We start from the raw sequence: 14,907 nt of genomic DNA, 5'->3' as shown, positions 1-14,907 counted from the left end.
CGCCGTGCGATTATCCAAGTCTATGGCATGCGCTGCCATAACAAAGCAGCACTGCCACTTACGCTCCAAACCGCTCAATCACGAAATCGATGAAGCTGGCATCCGTCAGAATGCGCCGACACTGTTCGTAGTATTGCCGGCCGATTTCAGGCAGGCTCTGACGGCGCGTGGTACGCGTCAGAAGCCGCGTCGCCAGCCGTGTTTCGAGTGAGCGGATGTGCTTGCCCATCATCGCCGACGAAATGTCGAAGCGCTCGGCGGCCGCTGTCAGACTGCCCGCTTCGACCACCGCGACGAAAATTTCCATGCTGACGAATTTGTCGACCCGCTATTTCCTGTTCGTTTCGGTTGTAAGCGTTTGTCGCACAAGAGCCGCATTGTCGGGATATCGTGATACAAATAGCGGCGACGGCGAAGTGGGCAGCCGGCCGCCTTGCATCGCCATGCCGATGCGTGTTGGGCCGCTCGCCATGCTCGCCTTGTCCTAATTCGAACAGACATCAGGAGTTTCGATGAAAAAAGCACTCGTAATGCTGGCCACCGCAGTCGCCATGAGCGGCGCGTTCGCACAAACTTCCGCGCCGGCCTCGGCATCGGTGGGTGCCTCGGCTTCGGCCCCCGCCGCAAAACCCGCCCACGAGCGCAATGTCGAAGACCGTATCGCCTATCTGCACGCACAGTTGAAGATCACTTCGGCACAGGAATCGCAATGGAACGCCTTCGCCGATGTGATGCGCAACAATGGCGAGACGATGGGGCAGTTGTTCCAGCAGCGCAAGGCCGACACGAATCTGTCGGCACTCGACGACATGAAGCAATACGCGACGATCGCGCAGGCGCATGCGGATGGCATGAAGAAACTGGTCGATGCGTTCGACCCGCTGTATAGCAGCTTCTCGCCGGAGCAAAAGAAGCTGGCCGACGTGACGTTCCGTCAGGGCGGCCCTGAAGGCGGCCGTCGTCATCACGGCAAGGGCGCCAGCAAGAAGGCGCCCGCGAATGATGCGACCGTGAAGCCGTAAGAGGCTCACGCCCGGTGGATTGCGCGCGGCGCGGGTGTCTGCGCCGCGTGCCTGGTTCTTTGCCTTCGAGGCGCTTCCCGGCGTCGATCTGCGGTGCGTGCCTGCCGCGTTGGCCATTCCTTGAGTTGATATTGATTTGCTAGCTGTCCCTGTGCGGGACGCCCCCGGCCCTCAGGCCGGGGAGGATGTCAACAGCACCCGTCAGGCTTTATCCGCGCTCTTGCGAACGTCAATCGCAAAAGTACCCGGATCGGCACTGTATTGAGGCATATCGAACTTCGCCTGTTTGGCATCAGGGTCAAGCATATTCGTATAGAACAGCAGGTTTTTGCTGCCCTTGCCGGAAGGCAGCGATGGATCCCGGGTGGGTAGCCTGTATGTGCCGTCCTTGTCTGCACCGAAGAGCTCGGCGTGAATCGTATCGTGGACGCGGTCATAGGAAATAGCCACTGCCCGATCAAACACGCGCATGGCCTGTCCGTTCGTCGGCCAGCCAAAAACCTGTGGACACCGCGACACCATCGTGACCGAACTGAGGTCTGAACCGCTCGCAATACCCTTGAGATAGTCCTTGGCGGCAACGGCAAGCCGCTGGGCACGTTCCGTGATTGCCTGCCCATAGTAGTCGTAGACACGTGGGTCGTGAAGTGTGTTCACAGGCAATTCACCGGCTGGCTTACCTCCTGGCACATTTCCTTGCGCCGCCTCGAAGCTCTCGATGGCGGGACGTAATTCCGGCGTATAGGTGGAAGAAAACCAGTTCACGATCGGCGTCGCGTCAAGCGCCGCTATATCGTAGCGAGCTTTGACTGCCGCCGCCTCGGTATTCAGACCCTGCGCGAGTAGATCATTCTTCTTACCCCTCAATATCTCTGCGTGACCAATCTCGGCAAGATTCGGAAAGACGAGGGGCACAAGTGCGGCCGGCGGAAAAACCAGAGAGGCTGCGGTTGCGGCCAAGCCTGCGCCCAGTTGAAAAGCGCTGTTTGCAACATTCCATTTCGACTGTTCGTCCTTCGGGTTCTGGATCAACTGTTTGACGTCATTCGAGAGTTGCCCGACCGACGGTGCAATACCAATCGCCGTGCCTAGCAGCGAAAGGGACTTCGATGCCAACGTCAGTACGTGGTTTCCACTGGCGTTGATAAGTGCAAGGGTATCGCCAACGGTCAGCGCGCTACCAGCGGTGACTGTCGTGATGTTCCCCATATTGGGTTGCTTCTTGACATTGTTAATATCGGATGCGAGGGAGACCCCGTCCGCGATTGCCCAATGGCCGTTTCCTTTAACGCTGGGCGGCACATGAGTCGCTCCCGAGCCCGTGCCACCTGCGTGAGCTGACGTGGTCTGCGTAGCAACCACCGGTTGGCTCCGCGGTGACTGGCTACCGGAGCTACCGTCCTGCTTCGTGCCCCCGGCTGGCGGAGGGGGCGTCTGGGTTCCCGTATCCTCCGTCCGTGGCTGTGTCTGTACGGATTTGTCCGAACTGTCGGGCTTGGCCTGTGTGGCAGATTCTCCAGTACTACTTTGCGATTGCGTCCCGACGTTGTGCGCATCCGGGTGTGTTTGCGTGCTCTTCGAATTGTCCGACCCGGTTTGAGTCTCAGCGGACATGCGTTTGACTTGCGTCTGTGATTGCACGGACACGGGTACCGATGTGTGCTGTGTGGCAGAGGTATGGGTAGATGGCCTCGTGGACTGCGTGGCGGCATCCTGACTTGTTGGGCGGTGCTGCGTTGCTTGTGTCGCACCCGCATCGGTTTGCGTACCGCTTACAACCTGAAATGGGCCGGCTTGGGTCGCCGTTGTCGTCTTCGTACTTTGCCCCCTATCCGTTGACGCGTGGGTCTGGTCAGTCTGCTCCGACGCATCTGCCTTTTTCTGGACAGGCTGAGGGGGGGCGTGCCGGCCGATGTAGGCTGAACTGCGGTCTGTGTCGGCACCGAGCGTGTCGCGGGCCCATGCTGACTGCCACGCTCCTGCGGGGCAGCTTTGACCTGAACTCCAGCATTCTTTTGGCCAGGCGCTTGCGTCGTTGTCCCTTGACTAATCTGCGAACCTTGCGCGGTTTGTGTCGCCTGGTGGCTGTTCGGCGAACCAGCCGGCCTGCGCGGGTCATTCGACGCCGGATCGGTCGAGTGCTCTCCTGCGCTTCGTGGGCGATCATGGTCTGGTCCTTGCGAGCTTGGCGTCTGCGTACCGGAATGAGTGGGAGATGTGGTCTGCACCGAGGCTGCGTGGGTTTGGGGCGTGGACTGCGCCCCCTGCGATCGCATCGGCGTATTTGCCTGTGTTTGCTTGCCTGACTGGTTGGGCTGTACCTGCGTACCCGTGTCGGACTTGCTGATTGGCGCGGGCTGTGTACCAGCGTTGGTGGTTTGCGGCCGAACGGTCTGCGTCCCGCGATCTTTCGGCGCGTTACGCATGTTCTTCAACTCGATCTGCCCTCCAGAGGCGGGCTGGCCGGAATGCTGGGGCACTTCGTAGACGCCTTGCCGTCGTGGTGAGGTCCGATAACTCGACCTCATTGCCTTTTTATCGGGAACCCTCGACAGGTCAATACCTGTGGCAATGCCATTGGCAATGTCCTTGCTGAGTTGCAAGGCGAACTGTTTAGTCTCCTGTTTATCCTTCCCGTGCGCGAGGCCTCCTGCATCCTTGATCGCTTTCGCGCCGTTTCCGACCAGAATGCCGCCAAGGTGGCCTGCACGATTGGAACGTTGTATCAGGCCTGGCCGTGACATCGAACCGGTTGGCGCGGAGCCGCCGCCCGGCATGGATGGAGGCACCGCGCTGATCAGGCCTCCAACCTTGAACTGGAGTGAATTGCCACTTGGCGGTCCCGCAGATGGACTAGGCGATGCCTGTGGGCCTGTATTCGTAGGGCTTGACCCAAGACCGGCCAGCGCACCTCCCGCATCGTTATCCTTGTCCGGCTTTTTTTCCTGCTCACCCTCCTTTACTTGACCCGGCACCGAGTGGCCGGCATCTCGCCCCGCACCGGCCGCAGGCTCCTTTTTGCGGTCGATAAGCCCGCCTTCCCTCCCCGGTTCGGCGCCGGACCGTGCTGATGAAGTTGTCGGGTAGATGCGAGGCTGGCGGCTGGGCGCAGCCGGCGTTGTTCCACCCGCACCTTGATTCTCGTCAACCTGATACATCGCATGACCCTTCGCGTCGACTTTCATGGTCCACCTCCCTGGTGTCACAATGTCTGAATCCGCAGAACGATTGTGGCGACGCAAGCGATCCTTCCGGTATCACATATGTAGTGTCCGCATCGGTAGTGTCCGCGTCGAGAGAACCTTCCGTATTTCCTGCCATCGATCCGGCCTGGCGAAACCGATCACGATGAACCACAAAGCAATGTCGCCAACGCAAAAAATATATCGCGATGCATCTGGCATGATGCGAACATCCAGCCGCAGCGCGGCGCCACCCTCCTCACTCCAGATCGCTCCATGACAGAACTCAAAAACCTCGACCTGCGCACCGATGCAGCCACCCACCGCGTCGTCAAAAACGAAACAGTGACTGTCGAGTTCGCCGCTACCGAAGGCGAATTGATGAGCCTGGAAGGTCCAAACCGTTACGCCCGTGGCGATGCGCTGATCACTGGATCGACCGGCGACCGCTGGGTTGTTTCGCGCGAACGCTTCGACATCAAATACCTGCCGGAAGACAGCACCCGCGCCCACGGCGAACCGGGTGCGTACCGCAACCGTCCGGCGGTGGTGCTGGCCAAACAGATGAATGAAGCGTTTTCGCTGGCTCGCTCAGCGAGCGGCGGCGACGTGCTGCACGGCGCGGCTGGCGACTGGATCATGCAGTACGCGCCCGGCGACTACGGCGTGGTGCAGGCCGCACGTTTTGCGAAGGTCTATAAGCTGGTGGATTGAGTCGCGGCCGGCGGTCACGGCTATTGAGTTGCGGCCGTCGAGTCGCAGCCGTCGAGACGCAGCCCTGCGATCACGTTTGTCCGACTGCGCCCAGACCCGCCTTCAAACCGGGAACATTGAGTCGACCGTTTCAAGCAAACTCGTCGCCGAGATCCACTGTCACTTCGCGCGGCACCGTCTCGCCGTTCGCGTACTGTTCTTCGAGCGAGCCGATGCTTGCTTCGACATACGCCCGCAGCACCGCGAAACTCCGGCCACGCAGCCGCGCCGGCATCGCGCGATAACGCGCCAACGCCGCCGGCGCGATCACCACGGTCATCACGATCCGGCGCGCGGCCGCACCGAAACGCATTGCAACCCAGTGAATCGCCAACGTCGGCGTGCCGTCTTCGCCGGCACGCTGGATGAACTGCGTCTGCTCGGGAAACAGATCGCTGATGACGCGTGCCAATTCCTCGAACTCGGGATTGGCGCAGTCGTATTGGTATGCTTCCATGAGGTATGCCGAAAGGATGAGCCTGAACGGTGTACCGAAAGGGTACCCCGAAAGTTAGAAGTCACGAATGGCTTGCGCGACAAACGCCTTACGCGGCAACGGCCGGCCGGCGGAACACTCTGAACAACACGCTCGCGACGATCACCGCGCCCGCCGCATACGCACCGTCCACCGCTGCGAGCGGCACGAGCTGCGCCTGGAATAATGCAGCTGGCACGTCCACCAGCGCGTGCAGCACGATCGCGAGCGGCAGGATGCCGCGCCAGCCCGCTCGCACGCCGCGCCACATCAGCACCGACAAGCCGATCTGGAACACCAGTGCGGCCACCCGTTCGAGCGCGAAAATCCCAGCCGTCTGCGGCGTCAGGCTGGCGAGGATCAGGTGGATGCGCATCACCGAATCGGTCGGCAGATTGCCCAGGTAACCGTCGAGCTCACCACGGTTTTCGAAAACGGCGAACAGGATCCATTGAATCTGCACCAGCACGCCGACGAGCCACGCTTCAGCGCCGCCGTGCCCGAGGCCATAAGTGAGCGCCGTGCCGTCGCCCATGCCCGCCACGTCCGATGCGGACTTCGCCGCCGCCCGCTTAAGCAACAGCCGCATGCCGATGAAACGCCCCACTTCCTCACAGACACCCGCCACCAGCGCGCCGTACACCACGAAGGCCAGCGGATTGGACAGGAAAGTAGCGGTCGCTTCGTTCCGATGCAGCACGTAGTCGTTCAGCGCGCGCTCGATCACCATCGCGAACAACGCGAAGATAGCGATGCCGGTGATCGCGTCACGCGGGTTCAGCGCGAGCGTGCGGCGCAGGCGGCGGTAGATCAGGAAGGGTAAGGCGGCGACGAACAGGGTCGCGACGGCGAGGCTCGAGAGGGTAAGCGGTGCAACAACCATGAGTTTCCTTGCGATGACCGGCGCGCACCCGCTGCGCGCCGCAGCCCGAATGATCGCAGATCAGCGCGAAGTCAGCGCGAAGTCAGCGCAAAGTTGAGGCGCGGACGATCAATTCGCCTGGCAGGAGGCAATCACGCGCGGTGGTTTGAATCCCTTCGATGCGCTCATGGAGAAATTCGACCGCGCGGTAGCCGATCTCGTAGGTCGGCTGGCGGATGGTGGTGACGCCGGTCAATTCGGCCCATTCGGGATCGTCGATCGACAGCAGCGCGACGCGCGTCTGCCAATCCGCGCCGTAGCGCGCTTTCAGATGCAGCGCGAGGCAGAGCGCGACCGGCGCGTTGGCCGCGAACAAGGCGATGCGGCTGGGTTTGCTGGGGGAGATGGTTGTGGCGTTGGTTGTCGTGTTGCCTGCGGCGTTGGCTGTCGCGTTGGCTGTCGCGTTGCCTGCGGCGTTGGCTGAGGCATCGCCGGTGCTGATGCGTGCGGCGTTATCTGCCCCGCTGGCCAGCGCGCCGCGAGGACCGCCGGCTGCATCGATGGCGCAGTCCAGTTCGGCGAGAGCGCGCTCGATGGCTGCCGGCTCCGCAAGGTTCAGCACCAGCGTATGCCCACGCGCGCAGCCCTTGCCGCCTTCGCTTTTTCCACTAGTCCTGGCGGCGCCACCCTCGCCACCCTCACTCCTCATCACCTCGCGAAACGCCGCCTCGCGCAGTTGCCGCGAACTGACCTGCTCGAAGGGCTGCACCACAAACCAGATATCGTCAAAGCCGTTTTCGAGCAGATGCCGCGTACCAAGTTCAGCCGCCGCCCGGTTGTCCAGTCCGACCATGTCGGCGACGAGCCCCTCCACCGAACGGTCGACCAGCACCGCCGGAATTCCGCCGCCCCCTACCGGCCGCAGCGTTTCCTCACGCACGCCGAGCGCGTTGACGATCACGCCTTCCACGCGATACGTGGTCAGCAGTTGCAGATAGCGCCGCTCCATTTCGACTTCATTGGCCGCATGGCAGATCAGCGGCATCAGCCCGAGCGCGTGACAAGCGGCTTCCACGCCTTGCAGCACTTCCACGGTATAGGGGTTGGTCAAGTCGGCGAGCAGCATGCCGATCAGGCGGTTGCGGCCGCGCTTGAGGCCGCGCGCCATCTGGTTCGGCTGATAGTCGAGCCGCTCGATGGCCGCCTCGATGCGTGCCCGCAACTCAGGCGACAGCACGCTCATCTCGCCATTCAGATAGCGCGAGATGCTGGTCTTGCCGGTGCCGGCTTCGCGCGCGACGTCGGTAATCGTCGCGCGGCGCGGGGCGGCAAGCGGCGTCGTGCTCATTTCTTCAACACGTCGCGGTTGACGATGTTGGTCGCGAGCGTGCCCTCGAGGGCTGCGACGAGGTTCTCCGCCGCATTGCGCGCCATCGCATGGCGGGTCTCGTGCGTCGCCGAGCCGATATGCGGCAGCGCGACCACGTTCGCCATTTTCAGCAGTGGCGAATCGGCCGGCAGCGGCTCGGTGTCGAACACGTCCAGACCCGCGCCGTGAATCGTGCCGTTTTGCAGCGCTTCGATCAGCGCCTTTTCATCGACCGTCGCACCGCGCGATGCGTTGATCAGAATCGCGCTCTTCTTCATCGATTCAAGCTCTGCCGCGCCGATCATGTGCTTCGTCTCGGGCGTGAGCGGCACTTGCAGGCAGACGAAGTCGGCGCTGGCGAGCAGCTCCGCCAACTCGACGCGGCGCGCGCCGTAAGCCTGTTCCGCCTGCGGGTTCGCGCTGCGGTTCGTGTACAGCACCTTCATGTTGAAGCCGAGCGCCGCGCGCCGCGCGACCGCGCCGCCAATCCGCCCCAACCCGACGATGCCGAGCGTCTTGCCCTGCACCTCGACGCCGAACTGCTCAGGCCCGACACCGTGCTTCCACTGTCCCGCCTTCACCCACTCGGCGAGCTCCACAACCCGCCGCGCCGCGGCCAGAATCAGCGAGAACACCGTATCCGCGGTGGACTCGGTGAGCACGTCCGGCGTGTGCGCGAGCACGATGCCGCGGCGCGTGAGATCGGCGACGTCGAACTGATCGAAGCCCACCGAGATGGTCGACAGCGCCTTCAGCCGGCTCGCGCCTTCGAGCATCGCCGGCGTGATTTTCACGCTCGAACCGATGCCGCCGTCCGCATCCTTCAAGGCGGCGACGAACGTGTCATGTTGCGCGGGGTCGACCTGCACGACTTGCGCATGCTGTTGCAGATACGCGAGCACATCCTCGGGCAACGACTTCCAGGCGACGATCTTCTTCATCAGTTCATTTTCCTTGCAACGGTGTAGCGAGTGAGGCGGCCTTCGTTTGCGGCTGCGTTTGTTGCGGCTTGACGATCAGCGTCAGAATCACCGCGGCGACCAGCGCCACGCTCATGAACGCATACGATGCCGCGGGCGAGCCGGTCGCGCCATTCAGATAGCCGACCACATACGAGCCGACGAACGAACCGAGCGCGCCCATGCTGTTGATCAGCGCCATCGCGCCGCCCGCGACGTTCTTCGGCAGCAGCTCCGGCACGATCGCGAAGAACGGGCCGTAAGGCGCATACATCGCACCGCCGGCGATCACCAGCAGCGCGTACGAGATCCAGAAGTGCGTGGAGCCGAGCGCGTACGAGGCGGCGAAGGCCACCGCGCCGACCAGCAGAAACGGCCACACGAACACTTTGCGGCGGTTGAGTTTATCCGATGCCCACGAAGCTGCAAGCATGGCGATCGTCGCGACCAGGTACGGCAGCGCCGAGAGCCAGCCGGTTTCGACCATACCGAGTGTCGAACCGTTCTTCAGGATCGACGGCAGCCACAGTACGAAACCATACACGCCGATGCTCCAGCAAAAATATTGCGCGCACAATTTGATCACGGCGGGCGTGCGGAATGCTTCGCTGTAATTGCGCACCGGTTTGATCGCGGCCTGTTCGGCGCGCAACGTCCCGGCGAGATCGTCCTTCTGCTGCTGCGTCAGCCACGACACCTGCTGCGGCTTGTCCTGCACGATGAACCACCAGCACACCGCCCACAGGATCGCGGGCACGCCTTCAGCGATGAACATGGGACGCCAGCCAAACGAGTGCACCAGATAGCCCGACACCACCGACATCCACAGCACCGTCACCGGATTGCCGAGAATCAGGAAGGTGTTGGCGCGCGAGCGCTCGCTTTTGGTGAACCAGTTGCTGATAAAAATCAGCATCGCCGGCATCACCGCGGCTTCGACCACGCCGAGCACGAAGCGGATCACCATCAGCGACGGGATATTACTGACCATGCCGGTCAGCGCCGCGCAGCCGCCCCACAGAATCAGGCTCCAGAACACGAGCTTTTTCACGCTGCGGCGTTCCGCGTAAATCGCGCCGGGAATCTGAAAGAAGAAATAGCCGAGGAAGAACAATGCGCCGATCAACGACGACAAGCCTTTGCTGATACCGAGATCCTGGTTGATGCCGGCGGCCGACGCGAACCCGAAGTTCGCACGGTCGAGATAAGCGAGGCTGTACGTGATGAATACGATCGGCATGATCGTCCACCAGCGGCGAATCGCGAGCGATGAAGTCATGGGAGTCTCCTTTGTCGACCAGAGTTGGTGCTTTAGCTGTCGACCAGAGTTAGCGCTTTGGCTGTCGACCGGAGTTAGCGCTTTAGCGCTTACTCCGGTCCCATGCAAAGCACTTAGTCTGGTCCCATTCAAGATAGTTGCTAACGGCTTCCCGAAGCAATGATGGGCGGTCATGGGGCGCTATTCGAGCGCTCTTGCTGTTATCGAACTGGCCGAAGCTGATGGGCTGCTGCTTGCGTTACTTGCGCTGCTTGCTCTACTTGCTCTACTTGCTCTACTTGCTCTACTTGCTCTACTTGCTCTACTTGCTCTACTTGCTCTACTTGCTCTACTTGCTCTACTTGCGCCGGATGCGTTGAATACGACATTCGGCACGGCGTACACGCGCTCAGGCTGCAGCGGCAACCGGCGTCACGTCGGCGCGTTCGAGCGCGTCGAGTTCCGCGCGACTCGGCAGGCCTTCCGAATCGCCGATCACCTGGATCGCCAGTGCGCCGATGCGGTTGCCACGCGCCACCGCCTGCGACAGCGTCCTGCCTTCGAGCAACGCGCTGACCACGCCGACGGCAAAGCCATCGCCCGCGCCGACCGTGTCCACCACCTTCGCGACCGGCTGGCCGGCGATCACGGCGGCATCGTCGGCGGTGCGGAAATACGCGCCTTGCGCACCGAGCTTGATGACCACGCCGCGCGCGCCCTGGTCCAGGTAAAACCTGGCGATGTCGTCCGGCTGCGTGTAGCCGGTCAGGATCTCGCCTTCGCCGATGCCGGGCAGCACCCAGTCGGCCAATGCGGCGAGGGCGTTCAAGCCTTCGACCATCGCGCCGCGCGAGGGCCACAGCGTCGGGCGCAGATTCGGGTCGAACGAAATCGTCTTGCCGGCAGCACGCATTTCTCGCGCCAGATGGAACGCGAGTTCGCGCGAGCTGGCCGAGATCGCCGGCGCCACGCCGGTCAGATGCAAGTGACGCGCCGGCAGCACGTAATCGGCGACGTAGTCGGCCAACGACAGGTGGCTCGCCGCCGAGCCTTTGCGGAAGTACTCGACGGCCGGATCGCTGCCGTCGTCGTTCTTCGACTTCAGTTGAAAGCCGGTCGGGTAGCATTCGTCGGTGGTGACGCAGCGCTGGTCGATGCCTTCTTTCGTCAGCGTGTCGCGCACGTACTGGCCGAATGAATCGCGGCCGACGCGGCTCATCCAGCCCACCTTGAAACCCAGTCGCGACAGGCCGATCGCCACGTTCAGATCGGCCCCCGCGACGCGCTTGGTGAACTGCCCGACGCCGGCGAGCGCGCCGGTTTCGGCAGCCACGAACATGGCCATCGCTTCGCCGTAGGTGATGACGTCGAGTGCCGCGGTTGTGTTGCTCATGCTTCGCTCCTGCGGGTTCCGGTGAGCTGCTTGTGTTGCTTTTTGCTGCTTGCGTTGCTTGTACTGCGTTGCTTGTACTGCGTTGCTTGTACTGCGTCGCTTGTGCTGCGTCGCTTGAGCGGCGCTGTGCACGCTGCCTTGCATGTGCTGTGTCGCTCGCGCTTCTCTGCGTGTGCTTCCGCCCGTTCCGTGTACTTCCTTCTCCAGACGAGCCTCTTGCCACGCAATTTTTTGGGTACTGCTCTCTCAGGTCCTACGCGGCGCTTACGCGCCGGCCAGCCACGCGACGTAGTGCGCCGCGTCCGCATCGATACGACTTGCATCGAACGGAAATTCAATGCCGCGCGGCACGTCGCGCGGCAGCTTGTCGAGCACCGCCATGAAGTGCGGGTCGTCAACGGCCGGGGCGGCCGGAAAGCGTCGTGCGCCCTCGCCCACCGCCGTCTTGCAATGGATGTATTCGACGTGCGCAGCCAGCGGCCCGGCGGCGTCGAGCGGCACGACATCGCGCCATGCCCAGTTGCCGATGTCGAAGGTCATACCGAGCGCGTCGGCGTGGCCCTCGCGCGCCAACGCGTCGAACAATCCGACGAATTGCGCGAGCGAACCGCCTTCGGCCAGTTGACCGTTTTCGACGACGAGCCGCACGTCGGCGCAGCGCATGTAATCGGCGATCACCGCGGCCTTGGCGCCGGAGCCGAACCCGCCGAGTTGCAGTTTCACGAAGCGTGCGCCCAGCGCGATCGCTTCTTCAATCGAGACACGCAATGCGTCGCCGTCGAGCTCGCCATCCGTGGTGTACAGCGACGCAGGCGTCGAGTAGACCGTCCACAGCCCCAGTTCCGCAATCTGCTTGCCGAGCGCGCGCAATGCCTGCGGCGTGGCGTCGGCTTCGTCCGCAAACAATTCGCGGCGAATTTCGAAGCCCATCGCGCCGGCCCGTTTGCTCGCGGCGGCCCACTTCAGATGACCTTCCTTGCGGACCGCATCGATCCCGAAGGCGCTTGCGACGATCACCACCTCAGCTGCATCAACCATGTCGAATTTACTCAAACCTGTCTCAGCATCGGCATTTGGAACCGGTTCCAAACACGTTTCGAAAAAAAGCGCCGAAGCGCTCCGATGCCCGAATAGTGCGCCGAGCCACGTGGCATGCACCATAGTGGAAATCCCCAGGCGGACTTGGCATGAAGCGGAAATTGCGCACGTTGGCTGCGGGCCGCCTTGGTCTCCCGGCCAAGTTCGCCGCTGAACCAGCTCGGTCCCGCGGGCCGAGGTCGCCGCTAAGCCGCACTAGCGCCAGCCCCATCCGCGAGGCATAACGCGAGAAACCGCTCCACCACCCTCGACGGCGCACTCGCGTGAGGCACCAGAATCGATAGCCGCCGCGTCAGCGGCGCTGGGCTCAACGAGAACAGGCACAGCGCGCCGTCTTCATGCCGCATCGACATCGCCGATACGAAACCGATGCCCATTCCCGCACGCACCGCCTCCTTGACACCTTCAACCCCGGCAATCTCCAGCGCCACGCGCATCGGCACGCCCGCGCGAGCAAAGGCCCGCTCGACGATCTGCCGCACGCCCGAACCGGCCTCGCGCAACACCAGCGGATGCGGACCGAATGCCGCGAGTTCCGCCCGGCCGCCGTTCACGCCTGCTCCAACTGCCGCTGCTCGTCCTATCGCGCCTGTTTCTGCCGCCCCCGCGACCGCCACAGCGCTATCCGTCACACCAGCCAACGCCACCGCCAACGGATGCGTGCGCGGCATGATCGCGACGATTTCGTCTTCCCGCCACGCATGCACCGCCGTGTCCGGTGGCAGATCCACACCGACCGGCCCCTCGATCATCGCGATATCCACCGAGCCCAGTGCGCCGACGATCTCCGTGGTGTTGCCATCGGCGGTATGCAGCGTCACCTCTGGGTAGAGGCGATGAAAGTCAGCGATCAGGTAAGGCAGCAGATAGCTCGCCGGCGTGGTGCTCGCGCCGATGCGCAAGGTGCCCTGCTCGAGGCCGCGCAACGCGTCGCGATACGCATGCGCCTGGCGCCACGTGTCGCGCAGCCGGGCCGCATAGCTGGCGAGCTGCTCGCCGGCGGGCGTCAGGCGCACGCCGCGCCCGTCGCGCTGGTAAAGCGGCTCGCCGAATTCGTCCTGCAACTGCCGCAATTGTCCGGAGACGGCCGGCTGCGATAAATGCAGCGCCACAGCCGCCCTGCTGATATTGCGATGCTCGGCGACGGCAGCGAACGTTATAAGTTGGTCCGGGGTCATGAGGTCTAAGTATCCACACAACTGATACTTTACATCCTAAATCATGATTTTTCATATCGATATATCTAATTTAGGATTAGGCCTATCGAATCAAGACCAGTCATAGGAAGGCGCTACGCCATGTCTACTGCTCATCTCACCGCTGCCGCCTCATCCGCCGGTTCTTCGGGGTCCTCCACCCGCGGCCAGCTCAACGGCATTCTGTTCGTCGCGCTGTTCGCCGCGGCCGTGACCCGCATCGCCGCCATCCCGGCCATCGCCGGGTTGGGTTTGAGCCCGCTGATCGTCGGTATCGTGGCAGGCGCCATTTACGGCAACGCGCTACGCGACGGCATGCCCGCAAGCTGGGCGGCCGGCGTCAATTTCTCGGCGCGCAAACTCCTGCGCATCGCCGTGGCATTTTTCGGGCTGCGCGTCAGCTTGCAGGAAATTGCTCAGGTCGGCTTGCCCGGTCTCGCTGAATCGGTATTGATCGTCGTCAGCACGCTGGTGATCGGCACGTGGGCGGGCATGAAAATCATGAAGCTCGACCGCGACACGGCGCTCCTCACGGCCGCGGGCAGCGCGATCTGCGGCGCGGCTGCGGTGCTCGCATTCGAGTCGACGCTGCAATCGAAGCCGCACAAGAGCGCCATGGCGGTGGGTAGCGTAGTGCTGTTCGGCACGCTGTCGATGTTCCTCTACCCGGTGCTGTTCAAGGCGGGCTGGCTGCATCTCGACACGGTCGGCGCGGGCCTGTTCTTCGGCGGCACGATTCACGAAGTGGCGCAGGTGGTCGGCGCGGCCAGCAACGTCAGTCCGGAAGCGACTCACATCGCGACCATCGTCAAGATGACCCGCGTGATGCTGCTGGTGCCGGTGCTGCTGGTCGTCGGCATGTGGGTGAACCGCTCGGCACGCAGCGAAGCCGCTACCGCCACGGCCGAAGACGGCAAGCAACCGGCGCCGCGCAAGCTGGCGATTCCCTGGTTCGCGGTCGGTTTCCTGGCCTTCGTCGTGATCAACTCGCTGCATGTGCTGCCCGAAAGCGCGACCGGCACGCTGAACATGCTCGACACCTTTGCGTTGACGATGGCCATGACCGCGCTCGGCATCGAAACCCGCATCGAGCAGATCCGTCAGGCCGGACCCCGCGCCTTGACCACCGGCTTCATTCTGTATGTGTGGTTGATTGCCGGCGGACTGGGGATCACATGGACCGTCCAGCACCTGTTCGGCTAAGCCGCCCTCGCCTCCCCGCCAACCCCGCCGCGTGCGGGGTTTTGTGCGTTCAGGAGAACCATCCCGCACGCTTGCACGGCATACTGATTGCTGACGTCATCAGTTCGCGCAAACCCGTTCATGCAACCGGAATGAGG

Annotated in this window: 12 protein-coding genes and 1 pseudogene; 3 read left to right on the top strand and 10 right to left on the bottom strand. The window is 62.9% G+C overall.

Annotated elements, in window-relative coordinates; translation table 11 throughout:
• Positions 1 to 61: 61 nt before the first annotated feature.
• Positions 62 to 307 (bottom strand): annotated as a pseudogene (locus tag P0D84_RS08560) (helix-turn-helix domain-containing protein); the annotation flags it as partial.
• A gap of 205 nt (positions 308 to 512) precedes the next feature.
• Here P0D84_RS08560 and P0D84_RS08555 point away from each other — a divergent pair.
• A complete protein-coding gene (locus P0D84_RS08555) occupies positions 513 to 1,022 on the top strand; it encodes a Spy/CpxP family protein refolding chaperone (protein WP_408334830.1) in 510 nt (169 codons plus the stop codon).
• A 201-nt stretch (positions 1,023 to 1,223) separates the two neighbouring features.
• Here P0D84_RS08555 and P0D84_RS08550 read toward each other — a convergent pair whose 3' ends face one another.
• Positions 1,224 to 2,324, bottom strand: a complete 1,101-nt coding sequence (locus P0D84_RS08550) for a hypothetical protein (protein ID WP_408334827.1) — start codon at positions 2,322 to 2,324, stop codon at positions 1,224 to 1,226.
• 2,156 nt (positions 2,325 to 4,480) lie between these two features.
• On the opposite strand from P0D84_RS08550, the gene P0D84_RS08545 reads away from it, so the two are divergent.
• The gene (locus P0D84_RS08545) at positions 4,481 to 4,918 is read left to right on the top strand and encodes a PGDYG domain-containing protein (RefSeq protein WP_408334824.1); all 438 of its coding nucleotides are present in this window, start codon (positions 4,481 to 4,483) and stop codon (positions 4,916 to 4,918) included.
• 130 nt (positions 4,919 to 5,048) lie between these two features.
• Here P0D84_RS08545 and P0D84_RS08540 read toward each other — a convergent pair whose 3' ends face one another.
• The 8 genes from P0D84_RS08540 to P0D84_RS08505 all read right to left on the bottom strand — a co-directional run bounded on the left by P0D84_RS08540 (position 5,049) and on the right by P0D84_RS08505 (position 13,549).
• Positions 5,049 to 5,414, bottom strand: coding sequence for a DUF3022 domain-containing protein (locus tag P0D84_RS08540; protein ID WP_408334821.1), 366 nt, complete (start codon positions 5,412 to 5,414; stop codon positions 5,049 to 5,051).
• Between the two features lie 88 nt (positions 5,415 to 5,502).
• The gene (locus tag P0D84_RS08535; RefSeq protein ID WP_408334818.1) at positions 5,503 to 6,315 is read right to left on the bottom strand and encodes a YhfC family intramembrane metalloprotease; all 813 of its coding nucleotides are present in this window, start codon (positions 6,313 to 6,315) and stop codon (positions 5,503 to 5,505) included.
• Between the two features lie 82 nt (positions 6,316 to 6,397).
• A complete protein-coding gene (locus P0D84_RS08530; protein WP_408334815.1) occupies positions 6,398 to 7,642 on the bottom strand; it encodes a LacI family DNA-binding transcriptional regulator in 1,245 nt (414 codons plus the stop codon).
• Positions 7,639 to 8,604 carry a 2-hydroxyacid dehydrogenase gene (locus P0D84_RS08525; RefSeq protein WP_408334812.1) on the bottom strand — a complete coding sequence of 322 codons (966 nt, stop codon included), beginning with the start codon at positions 8,602 to 8,604 and terminating at the stop codon, positions 7,639 to 7,641. The genes P0D84_RS08530 and P0D84_RS08525 overlap by 4 nt, the downstream gene beginning before the upstream one ends.
• 4 nt (positions 8,605 to 8,608) lie before the next feature.
• On the bottom strand, positions 8,609 to 9,901 hold the full coding sequence (locus tag P0D84_RS08520) for an MFS transporter (protein ID WP_408334809.1): 1,293 nt from the start codon (positions 9,899 to 9,901) through the stop codon (positions 8,609 to 8,611).
• A 388-nt stretch (positions 9,902 to 10,289) separates the two neighbouring features.
• Positions 10,290 to 11,273 (bottom strand): sugar kinase, encoded by a 984-nt coding sequence (locus P0D84_RS08515; protein ID WP_408334806.1) that lies wholly within the window; start codon positions 11,271 to 11,273, stop codon positions 10,290 to 10,292.
• Between the two features lie 264 nt (positions 11,274 to 11,537).
• Entirely contained in the window at positions 11,538 to 12,311 is a 774-nt protein-coding gene (locus P0D84_RS08510; protein WP_408339730.1) for a sugar phosphate isomerase/epimerase family protein, read from the bottom strand.
• A gap of 245 nt (positions 12,312 to 12,556) precedes the next feature.
• On the bottom strand, positions 12,557 to 13,549 hold the full coding sequence (locus P0D84_RS08505) for a LysR family transcriptional regulator (RefSeq protein WP_408334803.1): 993 nt from the start codon (positions 13,547 to 13,549) through the stop codon (positions 12,557 to 12,559).
• A gap of 120 nt (positions 13,550 to 13,669) precedes the next feature.
• On the opposite strand from P0D84_RS08505, the gene P0D84_RS08500 reads away from it, so the two are divergent.
• The gene (locus tag P0D84_RS08500; RefSeq protein WP_408334800.1) at positions 13,670 to 14,770 is read left to right on the top strand and encodes a YeiH family protein; all 1,101 of its coding nucleotides are present in this window, start codon (positions 13,670 to 13,672) and stop codon (positions 14,768 to 14,770) included.
• Positions 14,771 to 14,907 lie beyond the last annotated feature (137 nt).

Source organism: Paraburkholderia sp. RL17-337-BIB-A, assembly GCF_046025895.1.
Lineage (GTDB): Bacteria > Pseudomonadota > Gammaproteobacteria > Burkholderiales > Burkholderiaceae > Paraburkholderia > Paraburkholderia fungorum_C.
This window is presented reverse-complemented; position numbering and strand designations above follow the sequence as displayed.